The sequence below is a fragment of the Methanobrevibacter sp. AbM4 genome (assembly GCF_000404165.1).
Classification (GTDB): domain Archaea; phylum Methanobacteriota; class Methanobacteria; order Methanobacteriales; family Methanobacteriaceae; genus Methanarmilla; species Methanarmilla boviskoreani.
On the sequence record NC_021355.1, the window covers coordinates 1002416 to 1023644 of the forward strand.

The 21229-nt window shown below is 28.7% G+C and carries 11 protein-coding genes; 6 read left to right on the forward strand and 5 right to left on the reverse strand.

Features of this window, described 5'->3' with window-relative positions:
- Positions 1 to 235: 235 nt before the first annotated feature.
- Positions 236 to 1876, reverse strand: coding sequence for a glutamine hydrolyzing CTP synthase (gene pyrG, locus ABM4_RS04100; protein ID WP_016358416.1), 1641 nt, complete (start codon positions 1874 to 1876; stop codon positions 236 to 238).
- 370 nt (positions 1877 to 2246) lie between these two features.
- On the opposite strand from pyrG, the gene ABM4_RS04105 reads away from it, so the two are divergent.
- Positions 2247 to 3815 carry a ClC family H(+)/Cl(-) exchange transporter gene (locus tag ABM4_RS04105; RefSeq protein WP_016358417.1) on the forward strand — a complete coding sequence of 523 codons (1569 nt, stop codon included), beginning with the start codon at positions 2247 to 2249 and terminating at the stop codon, positions 3813 to 3815.
- 932 nt (positions 3816 to 4747) lie between these two features.
- Here ABM4_RS04105 and ABM4_RS04110 read toward each other — a convergent pair.
- From ABM4_RS04110 to ABM4_RS04125, 4 genes are all read right to left on the reverse strand, one after another.
- A complete protein-coding gene (locus ABM4_RS04110) occupies positions 4748 to 11506 on the reverse strand; it encodes a DUF3320 domain-containing protein (protein WP_016358418.1) in 6759 nt (2252 codons plus the stop codon).
- A gap of 538 nt (positions 11507 to 12044) precedes the next feature.
- Positions 12045 to 13115 (reverse strand): M42 family metallopeptidase, encoded by a 1071-nt coding sequence (locus tag ABM4_RS04115; RefSeq protein WP_016358419.1) that lies wholly within the window; start codon positions 13113 to 13115, stop codon positions 12045 to 12047.
- Between the two features lie 503 nt (positions 13116 to 13618).
- Positions 13619 to 14701 carry a Coenzyme F420 hydrogenase/dehydrogenase, beta subunit C-terminal domain gene (locus ABM4_RS04120; RefSeq protein ID WP_016358420.1) on the reverse strand — a complete coding sequence of 361 codons (1083 nt, stop codon included), beginning with the start codon at positions 14699 to 14701 and terminating at the stop codon, positions 13619 to 13621.
- A 363-nt stretch (positions 14702 to 15064) separates the two neighbouring features.
- Complete coding sequence (locus ABM4_RS04125) at positions 15065 to 16096, reverse strand: ribonuclease H-like domain-containing protein (protein ID WP_016358421.1); 1032 nt, start codon at positions 16094 to 16096, stop codon at positions 15065 to 15067.
- Positions 16097 to 16210: 114 nt separating this feature from the next.
- Here ABM4_RS04125 and ABM4_RS04130 point away from each other — a divergent pair, with 114 nt between their 5' ends.
- From ABM4_RS04130 to ABM4_RS04150, 5 genes are all read left to right on the forward strand, one after another.
- Entirely contained in the window at positions 16211 to 16831 is a 621-nt protein-coding gene (locus ABM4_RS04130; protein WP_016358422.1) for a methylated-DNA--[protein]-cysteine S-methyltransferase, read from the forward strand.
- A 170-nt stretch (positions 16832 to 17001) separates the two neighbouring features.
- Positions 17002 to 17388, forward strand: a complete 387-nt coding sequence (locus ABM4_RS04135) for a hypothetical protein (RefSeq protein ID WP_016358423.1) — start codon at positions 17002 to 17004, stop codon at positions 17386 to 17388.
- A 335-nt stretch (positions 17389 to 17723) separates the two neighbouring features.
- Positions 17724 to 19187, forward strand: coding sequence for a sodium-dependent transporter (locus tag ABM4_RS04140; protein WP_048200835.1), 1464 nt, complete (start codon positions 17724 to 17726; stop codon positions 19185 to 19187).
- A 322-nt stretch (positions 19188 to 19509) separates the two neighbouring features.
- Complete coding sequence (locus ABM4_RS04145) at positions 19510 to 19881, forward strand: hypothetical protein (protein WP_016358425.1); 372 nt, start codon at positions 19510 to 19512, stop codon at positions 19879 to 19881.
- A gap of 210 nt (positions 19882 to 20091) precedes the next feature.
- Positions 20092 to 20958: an Mrp/NBP35 family ATP-binding protein gene (locus ABM4_RS04150; RefSeq protein ID WP_016358426.1), complete on the forward strand. Its 867-nt coding sequence runs from the start codon at positions 20092 to 20094 to the stop codon at positions 20956 to 20958.
- Positions 20959 to 21229: the final 271 nt, after the last annotated feature.

Sequence of the window (21229 nt, forward strand, 5' to 3'; positions counted from 1 at the left end):
ATTTATCTAATGCATATGAAATTTTTTTAATTTAACTTAAAAAAATGACTGGAATCTAAACTTTATTTTAATTTTTAAAAACCTGTATTTAAATAAAAAAATTAGTTATATTTAATCAGACATTGATTGAAAGAAGTGTCTATTTACAATATTTCACTATATTTAAATTATTTTTCATGATTTAATAAAAAAAGAGGTATTTAAAATATTTACATAATTATGTAAATATTAAAAATTATTTTTTAGAATATTTATAAGCTGCATCTACAAATGATGTAAATAGTGGATGTGGCCTATTTGGTCTTGATTTAAATTCAGGATGGAATTGGCAACCTATAAACCAAGGATGATCAGGAAGTTCAACAATTTCAACTAAGAAATCATCAGGAGATACTCCGGATAATACAAGACCTTTTTCCTGTAAAATCTCACGATAATCATTGTTAAACTCATATCTGTGTCTATGACGTTCTTCAATTAGATTAGTGTCCTTAAATATTCCACCTAATTCTTTATATGCATCATATGTTTTGGTTCCAGGAACTAATTTACAATCATATGATCCTAAACGCATAGTTCCCCCCATGTTCTTGATTTTCTTTTGCTCTTCCATTAAGTCAATGACAGGATGCTTGAAGTCATTACCAAATTCTGTACTGTTAGCATCTTCAAGTCCATTACGTCTTGCAAATTGGGTAACCATAGATTGCATACCTAAACAAATACCAAAAATAGGTACATCATTTTCTATCGCATATTCAACTGCCTCAAGCTTTCCCTCGAATCCACGTTCACCAAAACCACCTGGTATTAAAATACCATCAAGTTCATCTAAAACTTTAGTATCTAGATGTTCTACATCGGCACTAATATAGGTAATATTCATTTTTACTCCAACTTTAGCGGCACCATGTTGTAATGATTCTCTGATACTGATATATGCATCTTCAAGTTCAACATATTTGCCTACAATACCAATGTTTACAACAGGCTCCTGAATTTCAAGGGATTTTACAACACCTCTCCATTCATCAAGTTTTGCACTATCTGGTTTTACATCTAAGTGGATTCTATTTACAATAAATTCTCCAACATTATTTTTATCCAATACGAGAGGAACTTCATATATTGATTTGGCATCAGGTGTATTTACCACGGCATTTTCATCTACATCACAGAAGTTGGCTATTTTAGCTTGTAGGCCTTCATCAATTGGTGAAGGGGACCTACATACAATCATATCTGGTGTAATTCCTGTACTTCTAAGTTCTTTAGTAGAGTGTTGTGTAGGTTTTGTTTTAAATTCTTTAGCAGCTTCAAGATAAGGCACATATGTTACATGTACAAACATTACATTTTGACTGCCCTCTTCATTTCTAAGTTGTCTTAAAGCTTCTAAAAATGGTTGAGATTCAATATCTCCAACGGTACCACCAAGTTCCACAAGGACAACATCAAAATTTTTTAATGTGGCAGCATTTCTAATCATTCTTTTGATTTCATCTGTAATGTGAGGGATGATTTGTACACATGCTCCCAAATAATCTCCCCTTCTTTCTTTATTGATTACAGAACTATATACCTTTCCTGTTGTAATGTTTGATATACCTGGAAGTTCCACATCTAAAAACCTTTCGTAATGTCCAAGATCCAAATCAGTTTCCATTCCATCATAGGTCACAAATACCTCACCATGTTGATATGGGTTTAATGTACCTGAGTCCCAATTGAGGTAGGGATCAATTTTAATAGCTGATACTCTAAGTCCATAAGATCTTAGTAGTCGACCAATAGAAGCAGAAGTAATTCCTTTTCCAATAGAACTTACTACACCACCAGTAATTATAATATATTTTGTCAGAATAATCCTCTCCATATTTTAAAAATAATTGAAAATAAAAATTTATACATTATTATTTTAGTATTTGCTAATATATAAAAATTTATTAGTAGTTTTTTAAATTGTTTTTTAGAATATTTTATATATTTTTTAAGCTTTTAACATAAATATTAAAAATTGGGTATTTTTATAAAGATTAAACATAACATCTTTTAATCTTTTATAAAGATATACCTAAGAATTAAGGTATGCTTGATTATCGAATTTAAAAAAATATTGATAATAAAATATTTATTTTTAATTTAAATCTTTGGGGATAATCTAAATGCATTTAAAAAATTATTTAATCTATAATAGACAATAATAAAATAGATTTTAAATCTTACTAGTAATAGAAAGGGAGATTATGGAAAGGGACATTACTAAAGTTTTAGAGGTTTTAACTAAAGATTCTAAATATCATCTGAACATAATTATTGAAGGTTTACTTATTGGTATTGTGTCAGGTCTTATTGTTTCTTTTTACCGATTTTTGATTAATTCCGGAGAATCCATTGTTTTTAATGTAATTTCTATTGTTAAAACCAATGTTTTTTATACTGTATTGTGGTTTGTAATTCTTATTTTAATGGGTCTTTTTATCTGTTATCTGATAAAATTTGAAGGGGATACTGCAGGTAGTGGTGTTCCTCAGGTAACCGGTGAAGTAAAAGGATATATTGATGCTAATTGGTTAAAACTACTTTTTACCAAAACCATTGGTGGATTTGTATCCTCTTTAGGTGGCCTGTCACTTGGAAGGGAAGGACCTTCAGTACAACTAGGTGCAATGGCTTCCAAAGGTTTGTCAAAAGTTTTAAAAGCACCAAACACAGATGAAACATTATTTATACTTGCAGGTTCCGGTGCAGGTTTGGCTGCGACTTTTAATGCTCCAATTGCAGGTTTACTTTTTACATTGGAAGAAATTGATCATACGTTTAATAAAAAGGTTGTCTTTGTCGGTTTAATTGCTGCAGTTACAGCTGATTTTATTGCAAAGATATTTTTCGGACAATCAACTGTTTTTAAAATAGCCTCTCCAAACATCCCCCTTGACTATTATTGGTTACTTATAATCCTGGGAATCTTGTTAGGTTTTGCAGGTTACCTTTTTAATAGGGGTTTAATTGGTGCCAGTAATTTATGGGAGAAGTATAATGTTCCAATAGAACTCAGGATAGTTCCAACCTTTATTATCTGTGGAATATGTGGTTTTTTCATTCCCCAGATATTGGAGGGGGGATATTCAATGGTAAATTCACTTAATTATTTAATTCCTGGAATTACCATAATATTGCTATTATTAATAGGTAAATTTTTACTTACAATCTTATCCTCATCATCAGGTTCACCGGGAGGTATATTTTTCCCAATACTTGCTATCGGCGCATATGTTGGTGCATTATTCAGTGCTATAGCTATTCCATTATTTGGACTTAACCCTACAATTGCATACAAATTTATTATAATTTCTATGGCTGGAATGTTTGCATCTACAATACGCTCACCAATTACTGGTATAATACTTGTTACAGAGATTACAGGCTCAGCCCATACATTGGTGGCGTTAGCTATTGTAAGCATTATTGCCTATATGATACCTACAATATTAAACAATGATCCAATTTACACATCCTTATTAAATAATATTCTTGAAAAACGTAATCAGCACAAATATGAGGATTCAACAAAGCCGATACTTGCAAATTATACTGTTCCATTAAGTAGTTCATGTGAAAATAGGAAATTAAATGATATTCCACTTCCTGATACGATTCTTGTTATTTCAATTATAAGGGATGATAATTATATTATTCCTGATGAGGATACCGTTTTAAAATATGGTGATGAACTGTATATCCTAATGGAATCTGGAAGATTTTCTAAAGATAACAGGAAAATAGAAAAAATCATCTATGACGGTAAGGTTTAATCTCTATTTTCTTGTCTGGTTTTATCTTTTTGTTTGAAATTTTTTAATTTAACTTTTTTTTAATTAATCCATTTTCTTTAATCTATGTTTTTATAGTCATATACCCCTTTTTATATCCTTTAAAAATAGTATTATACAAAGTATATATAAAATGTAAAAAATATTAGATAAAAATAATTATTTTATAAATATTTATAAAAAATTTTTATTTTAATTTGATATTTTGAAACTTTTTTGCAAAACATTTAAATACTAGGTTTTAGTTATATTATATTGATTTAAGTTTAAGACTTAAATCATGCTAGGAAAATTATAGGAATTCATACATATTCACCCCCTTAAACGTATGTTTTTTTTCAAAAGTATATTAAACCTTTTATTTTTCCTATAATTTTTCTATACATTTATAACTATTTTTCAATTAAATTTTAAACAATTTTTAGGCGTTATTTTATATTAATTTTTTCTACTTTTATCTTATTATTGTAACTCCTTTTAATATTCTATTTCTACATGAAACATGTCTAAAATAGATTAGTTTTTTTAGATATCTATTGAATTTAATCCTATGGGATTATAATAAAAATATCATGTTTTTCAATCCATAATACTCCAATTAAATAATATAAAAGAATGGAATATATCTTAAGCTCCATATATATCATGCCTATCAAGTAATAAAAAAATAGATGCCTCTTAAACATTTATCATGTTTACTAAATTATATTGGAAGAATAAATCATTTACTTGAAAATCTTAATCTTAAATTATTTTAAAAAATAGATTGTTTGTTAAACTATATGGCTATTAGAGATACTAAAATATTATTAAAAAAAGGAATATTATATATTATTTTTATTAAAAAAGTAAAAAAACCATTAAAAAATGATCTAGTATACTAGGATTATAAAAAAGTAGTTTAAGGAGAATGGCTATTTTAATTGTATTTCTCCTTCCACATTTTCAATTATTCCTTTTGCAAGCATTAAATCAATAACACTATCAATTCTTTTTGCTGTTTTTTTAGATGTTGATTTAAATCCAAAATTACGGGCAACGGCTTTTGTCAATTTCTCGGTTTTCAAATGTTCTTTAAATATTAGAACCAACTTAATATTGGATCCGATCTCGTCATTTGATATATAGTCAATGTTTGGTTTTTCTCTTTTTCTTACTGTGATTTCAGTGTTATTACTGGAGTAGATAAAATCATCAATAACAGTAAATAGGCTTTTTTCCTCACCATATTTTATACTGTCATTAACCACGGATTTAAGTTTGGAACCTGCTCTCTTTATACCAGATTGATCTTTAATTCTTTTAATAACTATATCCTTATGAACAGGACCTTCAATATCTGCAATATTGGATATGGTTTCTGCAAGGTAGGATATGGATTTATCATAAACATCATCTGGAGATTTTAATCCTAAATCTGAGACAGTATTGTAAGGTTTAATGTAACTTTTCATTGTTTTTCCTTTTGACGGTAATGTTCTGTTATCAAAAGATTTAAGACTGTTTTCGGATTTTTTCCTTTCCTTTTCTTCTTTCTGATAATCCTTATCTACTGTTTCTATAAACTCTTCAAGGGTATCATCATCTAAATTGATTGACTCCTTATTGTCATGTGTATTTTTAGTGTTGGAATTTGTGTAATTGGTATTTTCAGTTAAATCATTGGAGCTTCTATAGTTTGAGTTTTTGTTAAATTCCCTAACATAATTATCCAAGTCATCTGAATCAATAACTGTGGTGTCTGTAATATATTCCTCATTTAATCTATTATTTGAATCACCGATATAATCATCATATATGTTTTCTTGATTGTCTTCAGATTCCACATCGTCATATTGTGTATCAGATAATCTATCAATTACATGTACCTTTTCTGGGGGTGTCGGATTTTCTATTTCATTTAAAGAATTATTGATGTATTCTATTTCTTTAATGAATTTGGAAGCCTTATCAAGTATTGACTCACTTTTAGTGTTTTTAGGTTGATAGTAAATATTGTTTTTCTTTAAGGGATTGTTGATATCGGATATGGAATAGAAGTCGTCATAGGTATTTGAACTTTCGTCTACTTCAACGGGATATTCTTTTTGATTCTTAGGGTTTTTATCGGTATTCTTTGAATTGACAGTTGACTCTTCTTTATTGGAGTTAAGTTTATCATCATTTAAGATATTTAAATCTGAATTATCACTTACTGCAGGTTTTGTTTCTGAGATTTCACCATAGGTATTTAAAGGACTTGCCTCATTGGAGTCATAGTTTTCACTTTTAATGATATCTGAGATAACCTGATCAAGCTCATCGTCATCATCTGAGTTACTGGACTCTTCATGGAATTTTTTCCTAAAGTGAGCTTTAGGAATTTTTCCCTTATCGTCTACATCCTTTCCATTTTTGGTTTCATTATTATCTAAGCCTTTTTGATTAGAATCTTTATTATCCCTGGTTTTTTCCAAACCATTATCGAAGTCAAATCCTATATATTCATCAAACTTATCTTTAACATCTTTGTTTTCAATGTCTTTATCGTTTGGAATAAATTCAATGAATTCCTCATCGTCCTTAAGTTCCCTATCAGCCGGAACTTCCAAATATTCATATTCATCATCAGAGGTTATTACAACCTCATCATTATCATTATAGTCAACTTCATCATTTTCATCTGAAGAGCTGTCCTCAATACTTATATAATCATTATCGCCACTATCATCTTTTAGATTTAAATAATCATTATTATATTCATTTGAAGTCTTATCTTCAATAGTTATATGACTATTATCTTCATTACCATTAGATGGATTATCTTCTACAATATAATCATTATCCACATCGTCATTATCTGAGGATAATCTAGAACCGATAAATGAAGTGATTATATTATCTTTATTGTTGTTTTTTCTTTTATCTATAAATTGATTAACTTTATCTTCAGATGATTTTGAAACTTTTTCCACAATATTATTGACTTTATTTAATGAGGAGCTTGTAAAACTATCAGCTCCAGATCTTTTAAGTAATTCCTCATCGGCCTCGCTTTTAATTTGATTAATAATTTCATCATCAATAGAGATTACATCCTCAAGACCACTATCAGCATCAAACTCACTTTCAGATATATAATCATCATTGTCTCTAGGACTATAATCCCCCACAGATATATAATCACTATTAGAGGAGCCATTATTTGTATCTACGGAGATATAATCATCGTTAGAAGATTTTTTATCATTACCTCTAGATTCCACAGAAAAGTGATCATCATTAGATGTATCGTTACTTGTATTTACAGATATATAATCGTCACTGGAAGATTTTTTATCATTGCCTCCAGATTTCACTGGGATATGGTCATCATCTAATCTATTTTTATCCTTTGAGAATTGATCGATTAATTCCCGAGATCTTGATTCTTCCTTATCAATGTTTTCTTTAGAATTATCATTAGCCTTAATGGAATCTTCCTTATTATCGTATTCACTGGAAACTTCCTTAAAGTCATCGGTTGTTTTACGATTTTTCTCTTCTTCAAGACGTTTTTCCTCTTCTTCGGCTTTTTGTAGCTCCTCTAATCTTCTTTGTTTTTCAGCTTCCATTCTTTCCTGGAATCTTTTTTCCTCTTCCTTACGTTTTTCATCCTCTTTTATTGTTTCTATTTTAGCTTGTTCAATTCTTTCGATAAGTCTTTCTTTAGATACTTCACGATTTCTATACCAATCGGTAGACCATAAATGGTATATTTTCCAACCTAAACCATCAAGAACTTGCTCTCTAAGTCTATCCCTATCTCTTGCAACTTTACTTGACGCATACATCTTACCGTCGGTGGTAATACCTAAAATATATCTTCCAGGATTGTTGTCATCAATAATAGCTAAATCTACTCTAAAACCTGCGCATCCTACATGTTTATCAACATTATAACCTTTTTCTGTAAGGAATGTATAAACTGCCTCTTCAAATGGTTCGATTGTATCATCATTACTTGGAATATTTCCCATTGTTAAATTTTCAGCATATTCTAGGAATTCCCTTAAAGCTCTTACACCGAATGGTGGATTGGCAGTTAAGTGCATATCACTTGAACGGAAATTAGAGAATACAACACATTTCTCCTTTGCACGTGTTACAAGTACATTTAAACGTCTTTCTCCCCCATCCTGGTTTAATGGTCCGAAGTTTAAAGACATTTTTCTATCCTGATCAAAACCATAGCCTACACTAATAAAGATAACATCCCTCTCATCACCTTGTATGGTTTCAAGGTTCTTAACAAAGAACCTGTCCTCACGGTTTTCAGAGAATAATGGCTCCAGTTCAGGATGTTTATTTCTTTCTACTTCCAGTTCCTCTAGGATGGCATTTCTTTGTGCAACTGAAAATGTCCCGACACCTAAGCTTTTACTGTCACCATATTTTTCGAAATGTTCAAAGATTGCTTTTACAACTTCTTTAGCCTCACCATGATTATATGATCCCTCACCACGTTCATAAACAGTATTTGGGCAGTATTTAAATTTGAGTCCTAATTCTGGATCATCATGTGAAGGTGATGGATAAACAAGTAGATTGTTATCATAGAATTCCTTATTGGATACATTAATCAATGATTCATGACGACTTCTATAATGCCATTTTAACATTTTTACAGGAAATGAAAGTTTACATAAATGAAGAATACTTTCCATATCCAAAGCACCTGCAACTTCATCATGGGATTCCCCACCTATAATCTGGTCAAAGAAGGAAGTAGGAGGTAATTGTTGTGTATCACCCATAACAACTGCTGTTTTAGCACGCATAAATGCACCTAAAGCATCTTCGGGTTTGACTTGACTTGCCTCATCGAATATTACAACATCAAACTGTAGTTTAGGATTTGTAGGATCCAAATACTGGGCAATGGATAAAGGACTCATCATAAATACAGGTTTTATCTGTTTTATTATTCCTCCTGCCTTTTCAAGTAATGATCTTACAGTTAAATGTCCGCTTTTTCTTGTAAATTCTCCTGCAAGTATTCTTGCTTCTTCATTACTTGCTCCTCCATAAATTTTAGGAACGTTCTTGTTAAGTTTATTGAAAACACGTTTTCTATTTAACTCTAAGATTTTTTTATCCAAATCCCTGAAGTCTTTTATCCTGTTTTCATGTAATTCACCTACAAATGAGTTTAATTCCTCATTTTCCTCAAATACAATATTAAGTAAACTGTCAGCAAAATTACCAGAAACCAAAGCTTTAACATCATCCCTATGAATGTTTCTTTTTTCTATGGTGTCTATGAATAGTTTTGCTTCACTATCCATACAATCCTGTTTGGATTTTAGATATTGGCTCCATAAATGAAGTGAGGACAAATGTCCCTTCCATTTATTAAACTGTTTCACCCAATCATCAAATGATACCTTATCCGCATCTTTATGGAATATTAATCTGGTGTTTGGTTTAAGTTTTGATTGGAGTTTGTTGAGTTGCTTTTTAAAGTTTTCACCCTTATCTATAAAGTCACTTAAAGACTCTTTAATAGCTGCTGTTTTAAAGTCATTTGTAATATAATCATAAATCTTTTCGGTGAATATGCCTTCATTACATAACTGCTTAAATTCAAACATCCAACTATAAATCTTTTTAAGTTCATCAGGATTTTGATTTAAGTTCCATTCACCTGAGAAGTATTCACGACCTAAATCCTCTTCTGAAAGGATTCTTGCTTTCTGAGATTTGAATTCATTAATTTCTTTTAAATCACTTATAACAGTTGAGTCCCTTGGAACTTTACCGATATAGTACTCTTCAACATCCTTTTTAGGTGATTTTGAAAAGAATGAGAATTTTTTATGTGAAGCTTCCTCGAATTCCCTTATTAAACCATCGATATCCTCATTTAATATTTCTTTGTGGAATTTATCTAAAACTTTTGCTGATTTTTGATATCTTTCCAAATCCTCGATTAATTTCAATCCTTCTTTTGGGCTGTTCCATACTGATGATTGAAGTAAGTTTTTGTCTACAATAGGATATTCTCCATCCAAGAAGTTTAGAGATTCTATTGTTTTATTATAGCTTTCAAGATTAACAGGTTCCTTAATTCCATATGTTTCCTCAGCTATTTCTGCCTCTATTTTAAAATCATCTAAAGCCGCTGAGGAATCGGTGATTAATAGTTCAATTTCTCTTAAATCACTTGGAAGCAAACTATCTGGTGAACAATAACTCCATGGATTCTCCTGATTAATGGTTCCATGTAACTCTGCAAGATTTTCAAGTGAAATAACAATGTCATCAAGATCCTTCATTGTTAGATCTTCAGGATGGTCAAATCTTACAAGAGGTAATATTTTTCCCTGTTTTGAGAAATACTCCTCGGCATATTCCTTCTTACCATATAAATCATATGGAGATAATTGAACAGCATATAAAGGTTTATGAATTATCTCTGCATAATCGTCTAATTGAACCTTTAATGTTTCAAGTTTTCTAATGGTTCTATCAATATTCAAATCCCTGGTGGAACGTACATTAGCTGATTTTTGAAGTTCTTTTAGGAATTTTTTACGTCTTGTTTTATGGGAATGTAATTCCAGGACATATTTTCCCAAACCTACTGAACTTAATCTATTCTTTACTACTTCCAATGCAGCCATTTTTTCTGCTACAAAAAGAACTGTTTTACCGTCAGCTATTAATTCGGCGATTAGATTGACAATTGTCTGAGATTTACCAGTACCCGGTGGACCTTCAACAACCAAATTACGTCCGGCTTTAACATCCTCAATTACAGCAATCTGTGAGGAATCTGCATCTAGAACCTGATACATATCCCTATAGTTTACTTTCTTGTCAATGTCTGCCTCATTAAATCCTTCTTGGTCGTTTACAGATGGATCAAATATTGCCTGTATAAGGGGATGATTAGTTAAATCCACCCCATCTTTCCAGCTTTCAGGATTTAAATCATTATACATTATAAACTTGGTAAATGAAAAGAATCCTAATGCCACCTTGTCTGTAACTTCCCATTTTTTCATATGGCTTACAGCTTCAGATACCTTTTTCATATACCTTTCTGGAGCCTCAACATAGTTTCCACCTTCAAAGTCAGGTATCTCAATTCCATCCTCACTTAATTTAGTTTTGAGTGAAATGTTTGTTTGAATATCCTCACCACTCCAATGTAGATAAAAGTTATTGCCTATTTGTTTTCTTTCCATTGTAACAGGTATGAGAATAAGTGGTGCAAGATTAATCTTTTTAGGCTTGGACCTGTCAATCCATTTTAGAAAACCGATTGCCATATAAAGAATATTATAACCCTGCTCCTCCAACATTGTTTTAGATTGGTTGTTAATGTAGAAAAGTCTCTTTTGAAGCTGATTAGGTGTTAAATCCACATCTAATTTATTGTCATCATGGGTAAACTTTGGTTTACGTATATTAAAAATGCTATGGGATTCCTTTTCATCTTCAGCCTTTCCTGTTGATACAAACCTCATGGATTTGTTCTGTAAAACAAGGAAATTATAAACATTAGAAGGAGATTGATCAGATATGTTTAGAGTTTGATTACGATCCTTAAAGTTTAAAAGTTGATTTCTAAGTGTTAAATCCAGAAGGTTTTTACGTAAATCCTTAAACTCCTTTTCAATTTTTTTTGAAGATGATGATTTGCTCATTTTTACCCCATTTTCTATTAATGAATTATAATAAATATTGATAATTTTTAGACATTATTCATAATTTTAGATTAGGTTATTAGTTTTCTTTAAATTATGAAAAATAGAATATAATAATGTAATTTATTATATTTAATATATTTAATAAACTTTACTAAATGAATTAAAATCATTTAATATTTAAATTAAATTTGATTAAGACATTTGTTGTTTATCAATTATTCTTAAACTAGTTTTTTTGATTGTTTTTAAATTATATGATGAATTTTTAAACAATTTTTAATTGATTTAAGTATCCACTATTTTAGTCTAAAATATTGGTTGTATTTATTTTAAAATTATAATTATCATATTCTGATTTTTTACAGGTTTATTAAAAATCAAAGGTATATAAAATTAGATATAAAATCATCTTAAGAGATTGGTTCAAAAAATAGTTTAGGTATATATTAATAAAAACAGATTATTGTTTTTTTTAAAAAATATGTCATAAATTCTTTAAGAATTGAATAAAAAAAAGAAAAAAGAGAAATTAATTTTAAGCTAATGACTCAATAGCTTTAACAATTAATTCAATAGTGTTTTCAATATCCTCTGCACTAGCAACACTGCATGGAGTGTGGATATATCTTGTTGGTACAGAGAATACTCCTGTTGGAATACCTTCCCTTGTAAGACTGATTACACTACCATCGGTAGTTCCACCGTCACCAACTTCTAATTGGTAAGGTATATCGTTTTCATCACCAGTTTTAATAAGTAAATCCCTTACTTTTTTAGGGGTGATGATTCCTCTACCTGCCGCATCGATAAGTACTATAACAGGTCCGTCACCCATTTTTCCAGGAGCCTCATCAGGTTTAATTCCTGGGTGGTCTCCAGATAATGTGGTATCTAAAGCAAATGCCCAATCAGGGTTTAATTTAAATGCAGAAGTTCTAGCACCTTTAAGACCCACTTCTTCTTGAACAGTTCCAACACCATAAACTGTAGCATCGGTGTTTACTCTTTTAAGTACTTCCATTACTACATAGCATCCTGCACGGTTATCAATAGCTTTTCCCATAAAGCAGTTGTGAGGATATTCTGCAAATATTGTATTAATGTAAATAGGATCTCCTACGGAAACCATTGATTCTGCCTCTTCCTTATCTTTAGCTCCAATATCAATAAACATTTTATCAAATGGAACTACTTTTTTCCTTTCTTCAGCAGTTGTAATGTGAGGTGGTTTAGAACCAATTACACCAGTTACATCACCATGGTCTGTATGAATTGTAACTGTTTGGTTTTGTAACATTTGATCATTAATTCCACCAATTTTTGTGAATCTTAAAAATCCATCATCATCAATGAAACGAACCATTAATCCAATTTCATCCATATGTGAAGCTAACATAACAGTTGGTTTACCTTTTTTACCTTTTTTGGTACAGATAATATTTCCCATATTATCCCTTTCAATTGTGTCTGCTACACCAGTTAATTCTCTTTCAAAAATATCTGCAATATCATCTTCAAAACCAGAAATACCGTTGGTTTCACATAGCTCTTTCATTAAATCCATATTAAAGTATTTATCTGCTTTGGATTCTTTTTTATCACTCATATTTACACCTCGTTATAATGATAAAATTATTTTAGACAATATTATTTCTAAATAAAATCTTTAAAACAATATTTAATTTAAAAAATTCACATATTAAAATTATTTTCAAGAACTTTACTTAGTATAATTTATTTATGTATATAAATAGTATTTTATATTATAATAACTTTTGGTTACTAATTAAAAAAATATGATTTTTCTTTAAATTTTTCATGATATTCATTAAAAAATAGTATCAGAATAAACTTTTTTAAAGGATTCTCCATTATAAAATATGATTTTTAAGAATGTTTTATGCAATTAGCCGGGTTTAAATCAATCTATAATGTAGATAATGTTTAAAAATATAAAATTAGTATTTTACATTTGTTTTTAAATGGATAATCTTTATAATTTAGTTAGATTGAAAGAAAAATAGAATTTTTAAATCAGGAATTAAATGTAACTTTAAAAAATAGTTGGTCTTTTTTTATCTGATTTTAAAAAGAGTAAAAAGAAGATGTTTAATCTTCCCTATCTGTTAATGCTTTAAAACCGATTGGTACAGTACTGTATTTGGTTCCAGCTGCTGCAATAACATCTGAGACTTTACCAGATACAAATGACTTAGGTTTCCATGGAATATCCTCATCCTGACCTACAAGGAATACCTCATCAACCTTATTTTCATTCAATAGATAGGTTAATATTCCACTTACTACACCACCGTCTTGACCATTAATGCTATTTGATTTAAGAGATAAAATCTTTTTATACTCTCCTAAAGGTTTATCATCAATATCCTCAGGTAAAATATCAGTACTTATATATGTTCTAGGACATGCAAAGTAACATGCATGACAATCTTCATTACATTTTCCAAATAACTGTGGTTTCCTATCATTAATCTGAATAATATCTATTGGACATACATATTCACATGCACCACATAATACACATCCACCTACATTAATAACATCTGCTTCCAAATTATTAAATTGACAATCTTTGGATTGAGTGACAGCTGATTTTTCAGATAAATGTCTTTGTGATAAAACTTGTCTTGCAACAGATTCCCTTTCTTTAATGTTTTCCTGATTTTCATGGATTTTTCTGTTAGCAATTCTTTCAAGAAGTTTTAAACCACTGTCTGTTAATTCTCCAACTTCCAATAATTCCTTATTAATCATGTCATTAATTATCTCTTCACCTTTCTCAGTCCTGACAATTACGGTTGAATATCCTTTAGAACTACCTACAGATCCTACGGAAATATCAGATAAATCAGCGGTATAATCAGTACATACCTCACAGTTTTTACGTGTAAATATTTTTGTTTCACGAACAGGTATTGAAAACTTGTTTCCATCATTTAAATATACTATAAATTGTCCTTTTTCAATACGGAATTCTTTAATTTCATGCATTTCAATGTTGTTACTGTTTAAAAATTTTTCTAAGTATGTATAAGAATAATTTTCCATACAAAATAGACCTATTTTAAAATCAATAGGAGATCCACCAGTTATATCACTATATTTGTTAATTTTAGTTGCAGCTGTAATTTGACATGGAGTTCCCACCATTGCAGTTCTTAATTCATCCATTAAATCACCTCAAGAATTAGAATAAATTTCTTAAATTATGAATTTATTAACAATATTACTATAATGTATATATTTTTATAGATTTAAACTTTATTAAAAATTATACAATTTTCCAAAAAATTAGTTTGAATTAAATAAAATATTGAAAACTATATGAAATCATATGTAAAATTGAATAACCTATAAAATTCTATTGATTATGGCATATATCCCATTAGGTTTAAACTTTTAATTTAATTATAATCTAGATAAATGCCTTTCAGTCTCGGATTCTTATATAAATTCTAAGTTTATGTTTCAATTGAATTATATTAGAATAGGAAAATAATATTTATCATTAACATTTATAGTTTAGAATTTAATTTAAAAGTTAATGTCATCATAGATCCTCATAAATATGTCCACAAGGGATATAATATCAAGACGATTATGTCTTATGATAGGTACAAGTGGTCCAATGTTTTGACTGTCTACATATGTTTTATAGTATTTGGGAATGAATTGTCCTGGAACATCATTAAATCTTTCAAAACCACATATATAAGACTCCACAGTCTGTAATCTGCAATTTTCTAATCTTTCCCTATAAAGTTTTCTTGCAAAATACAATAAATCGTAATGCAAATGTTTGTCATATTTTATTCCGAAGTAGTCCGCCCTATTTTTAATAAAGGGTATATCAAATCTAGCTCCATTATAGGTAACATGTACTGAATCATCATCAAGGTTTGATATGTAAGCCTCGATAATACTGGATTCCTCCTGACCGTTTCTCTGTAAATATTGTTTGGATATAAGTTTATTGTTTTCAATATATGCGATTCCAATAAGGATTATCGGCACATTTTTAAGTCCCAATGTTTCAATATCCATAAATCTGAGGTTTTCAACATCCACCTTACCTGCACACATCATTGTATTATGTTCTTTTGATTTTTTCATCAATCTGAAATAATCCTGGAAGTCTTGATTGTTAATTGTATCAATTAAAGATCCTGCTTTTTTAGAGTATTTTGGATGATTTTGTAATTTATAAAGATTATCATAACCCTTATCTTTTAAGGCCATTTCCTTTTTATTACCAATACCCGATACAAGCTTTAAATCGTTGATCAAATCCCTTTCGACTCCATTATCTTTAAGGTTAAAGTTGATTTTTTTGCTATTTACTATTTCTAATGCTTGTCCATAGTCATTGTCAATAATATGAACTCCCTTAAAATCCGTGAAACTTTTATCTTTATACCTTTCCAATAATTCTATTTTATATTGATTAAAATAAGAGTTTGAATTTTTGTAATGTTTTAGATATGTTTCCTTTGAGGGATTTTCGCTTGATAATGAGCCCATTAATACTTTCCTTAAATATTCTTCATGTTGATTATATCTTGACATACTATATACCAGAAAATTATATATTTAGTTTAAATAAGATTCTACCAAAAACAATATTATTATAATAATATATATTATTATATATAATAATATTAATTTTTCAGGATTGATAATATGGAAATGGAACTTAAGGAGTTTACAATTGAAAAAACAATAATCGGCCCTATTACTATTGTTTTTCAAGATTCTGATAATGTTTTAATTAAAAACATTATATTGTCTACTCCCGATTTAAAATCTAAAGAAATTGCATATAAAAGTTATGATAACTTAGATTCCGTAAGTTTCAGTCATTTGAATAAAAGAATTAAGAAGCTTGTTTTAGATATTCAAGATTATTTAAATGGGAAAGACTTTAAGTTCTCATTGGATAATTTTGATTTTTCCGGATGTAGTCCATTTGAAAGGGAAGTTTTAAATGCAGAATATAATACCAAAAGAGGATCTGTAAATACCTATGGTGAATTAGCTAAAGAAATCGGTCATCCCAAGGCATATAGGGCTGTAGGTAATGCATTAAGGAAGAATCCTTTTCCAATTGTAATACCATGTCATAGGACTATTAAAAAAGATAGAACCATTGGTGGGTTCAATGGATATCAGGGAGGAATTGAATCTAAAGAAATACTCTTATCCTTGGAAAATGTTGAGGTACAACAGAAAAAAGTAATTAGTGAAAGTCCTGTCATATCCTTAAATAAAAAAGCACAAAAGAAATTAGATATTGATAACTAATTTCATTTACCAGCTTAATTAGCCATTTAGCCAATAATAATTACTATTAAAAAATGATTAATTTTATTTTTATTGAAGTCTACTAATATTAAAGTTAATTAAATATTAACGATTAAATTTATCATTATAAAAATTAAATTATTAATTGAATAAATATTTCAGGTTATATAATGAAGTGGAGAATAGCTACAATCTATGGAATACTATCTTATTTATTGGTATTTATTTGTTCTTCATTAACCAATAGGGTTATTAGTGCAGATTTACCATTATTCAATACATATATGCCATTATGGATCATATTCTGGGCTTTAATATTTGGTATTATATATATTAGACCATTGCCTGATAATGAAATAGCCGAAGGTTTGGTTTTAGGTGTATACTTTATTGTAATTTCAATAATATTGGATGGCATACTTGCTTTATTTAATATTTCACCAGGTAATTCAAGTAATATTGATTATATTTATAGAATAGCTTACATGTATCTTTTCTATCCAATAATCACCACAACTTTAGGTTATATGGCTAATTTTGATGTTCAATTAAAATAATTTTCATTTTAATCTTTATTAAAAATAGAATTTTATTTTAATTAATAAATATTTCAATAAGATATATGATATTTTATTCATTTTTTAAGTTATTCTATTTATTGTAAAAATTATGGAATATTTTTGGACTTTTTTTGAAAAACATTTAATAAATTTCTAAAAAACTTTAATTTATATATTTTTTTAAATTACTTTTAATATTTTTTCTAATTAAAAAGAAATAAATTTATACAAGTTTTAACATAATATTACTGTTTTAGTTTTTATATTTTTAAATTCTTATTTTTAAAAATATGATAATTTTTTTATAAATTTTTTTTAAAATGGGTTTTATAATGACTGAAAAAAATCAATGGAAAAACAATATGACTTTTTTACTAGCTATGATAGGTTCTGCTGTAGGTCTAGGTAATATTTGGCGTTTTCCATACATATCCTATACAAATGGTGGTGGAGCATTTTTGGTTCCTTACATTATAGCTATAGCATGTGTGGGCTTGCCATTTATTTACATAGAATATGGTGCAGGATACAGATTTAAAGCTAGTTTAAGTAAAATATTACGTAAGATAAATAGAAAATTCGAATATATTGGATGGTTCATTTTAATGGTACCATATCTAATTCTAACATATTATACATGTATTCTTGGATGGAATATCATATATTTATTTTTAAGTTTTAATAAAGGATGGGGACAGGATACAAATGGATTCTTTATGAATTCCGTTCTTCAAGCATCTAATAATCCAATGAGTGCACTCCATATAGTATTGCCTGTATTATTCGCCATATTTATAGTATGGTTCATTGTATGGTTTATCTCCCATAAAGACTTAAATGATGGGCTTGGTAATGTCTGTGCAGTTTTAATTCCGGTTCTGTTTGTACTTATGGCAGGAATTGTAATATATTCATTAACATTACCTGGAGCATATATTGGTGTAAAAGCTTTATTTACTCCTGATTGGAGTCAAATCACAAATATAAGCATATGGCTTGCAGCATTCGGACAGATTGTATTCTCACTAAGTTTAGGTCTATGCATTATGCTTACCTATGCAAGCTATTTGCCAGAAGGAGTGGATCTTGTTAAAAACGGTTTAACTGTTGGTTTAACAAATAGTGGTTTTGAGGTATTTACCGCTGTAGGTATGTTCAGTATTTTAGGTTTCATGAGTTTATCCAGTGGATTGCCATTAGACAAAGTAGTTTCTGCAGGTACTGGTCTTGCATTTATTGCTCTTCCTAGTGTATTTGATAAAATGGGCTTTGTTGGATATATAATTGGACCTTTATTTTTCATATGTTTATTCTTTGCAGGACTAACCTCTGCATTATCTCTTGTTGAACCTATATCCTCAGCACTCATCGATAAATTTGGAATTAGTCGTAAAAGAGCATCTACATACATATGTATTGTTGGGTTTTTAATAGCGATAATATATTCAACCTCCTATGGTAACAATATATTAACCTACTTTGATCAATTCCTAAATCAGTTTGGTTTACTTCTAACCATGATTATCGAATGTGTTATATTCGGTTGGATTTATAAAATAGATGATATAGTTGATAGTATTAATAAATACTCCAAACATAAGATTGGTAAAACATGGAAATTTATTATCAGATACTTTATACCAATTGTAATAGGTATTATGTGGATTACAGGTAATATTCAGAACTTCACAAGTGGAGATTCCAATCAAATAATCATACAAGGCTTGTTACTCCTTGTAATGATAGTAGTTCCAATATTGTTTACTAAAGCAAAACCGAAAGTTGATGATTACTGAGTAAATCTCAGTAAACATTCCCTTTTTTTAGATACTAATTATTAAATTTAATTAATTAAAATGATTTTGTTAATTTAAAATTGCATATTATTAAAACTAATTAATTACACTAAACATTATTATTTTTAACGATTATTTAATTAAAATCAGTTAGTTATATTAAATCTTATTATTTTTTAAATTGCATACACATTAGTAAACTAATTCTTTATTTTCTTAAAAACAATATAATGAATATCAGTTAATTATAGTAAAACTATTAATTGTCAAATTTGATATTATAACTATTAAGGAAATTTTTAATTTTTTATAGATGATTCATATGAAGAAAACAGGAGTAATATATGGGTTTTTGACGTGGATTGTTACGATTACCCTGATTTTAATGTCCCATAATTCAAATCCCTATATTTTTAACATAATTTTAGATATTATAATCACGGTCTTATCATTAATATTAGGTATTAACTATTTAAAATCATTTAAAGAGGATTTTTTAAAAGAAGCTTTGGTATTTGGTATTCTAATATTTATAATAAATGTGGTTCTTGATCAATTCTACTATAATGCAGTAGGTTTGCCAATGAATTTTATCGAATACATGTTAAATGTTGGATTAATCTATTTAGTATACCCGATCATTATTGGATTTATGGGTTTTGTATTTGATAATATTGATACCATAATTAAATAGATTAAAAGTATCCATATGGAAATCTAATATTAAAATATTTATATAAGATAATCCATAATAATAAAATAACAAAAAGTTAATAAAATTAAACTAATTATTTTTAATATATAAAAGAAATATTTTTATTAAAATTTAGATTTAATTATGAAATACTTTTTTATTATAAAATCATATACAGTTATTAATTAATAAGAATAAAAGGAGGATACTATGCCTGAAGGAAACCATCATGGTAACCCTAATATGAGCAAAGAAGAGCAGAAAGCAAGAATTCAACAAGAAATTAACATTGCTAACAATATGTCTCATATTAAACATAAGATTGTAGTTATGAGTGGTAAGGGTGGAGTAGGTAAATCTACTGTAGCTGCTAACATAGCAGAAACCTTTGCTAAAAAAGGATACAAAACAGGTATTCTTGATGTAGATATTCATGGACCTAATATACCAAAATTGTTTGGTAAGGAAGGTCAGGTATTAGGAATTGAAGATAATAAAATACTCCCTGTAATGTCAGATGACAATGTTGCCATTATGTCTATGGGATTTTTACTCGATTCACAGGACACACCAATTATATGGAGAGGACCTCAGAAAACAGGAGTAATCAGACAATTCATCTCTGATGTAAAATGGGGAAATCTTGATGTATTGATTATTGATAACCCGCCAGGTACTGGAGATGAACCATTAACTGTACTTCAAACTATTCCTGAGGCAGACGCAGTTGTAATGGTAACAACACCTAACTCCTTATCACAAGAGGATGTATTAAAATGTGTTACAATGGCTAAAAAAATGAACATTAAACAGATTGGTCTTGTAGAGAACATGGCTTACTTTGAATGTCCACATTGTGGTGAGAAAATCAATATCTTTGGTAAAAACCAGGGTGAAAACTTTGCAAAACTTATGGATATCGACTATTTAGGAGACATTCCTCTAACTGAAGAGGTTTCAAATGCTGTAGATGAGGATACCATAACCACAGTTGAAGATCCTAAAAATCCAGTATCCAAAGAGTTTAGGGATATTGTTGAAAAAATCGAAGACAAATTCTTTAAAAAAGATGAGTAATTCTCTTTTTTAAATACTTTTTTTATTATTTAATGATTTATTGACTTTTTCTTATTGAAATTAATTTTCTTCTCGTTTAGACTTTTTTTATACTTATTACCTTTTTTTCAATAAATAAGATTTTATTTTGGCGTTTATTATATTTACTAAACTTTTTTTTAAAATAGAGTCTGTTTTTATCATGTTTTTTATATAATTTTTAAAGTTTATACCGCTAATACCTCAAACTATCAATTATAAACATTAGTCTTTTATCATTAGATAAAAATAA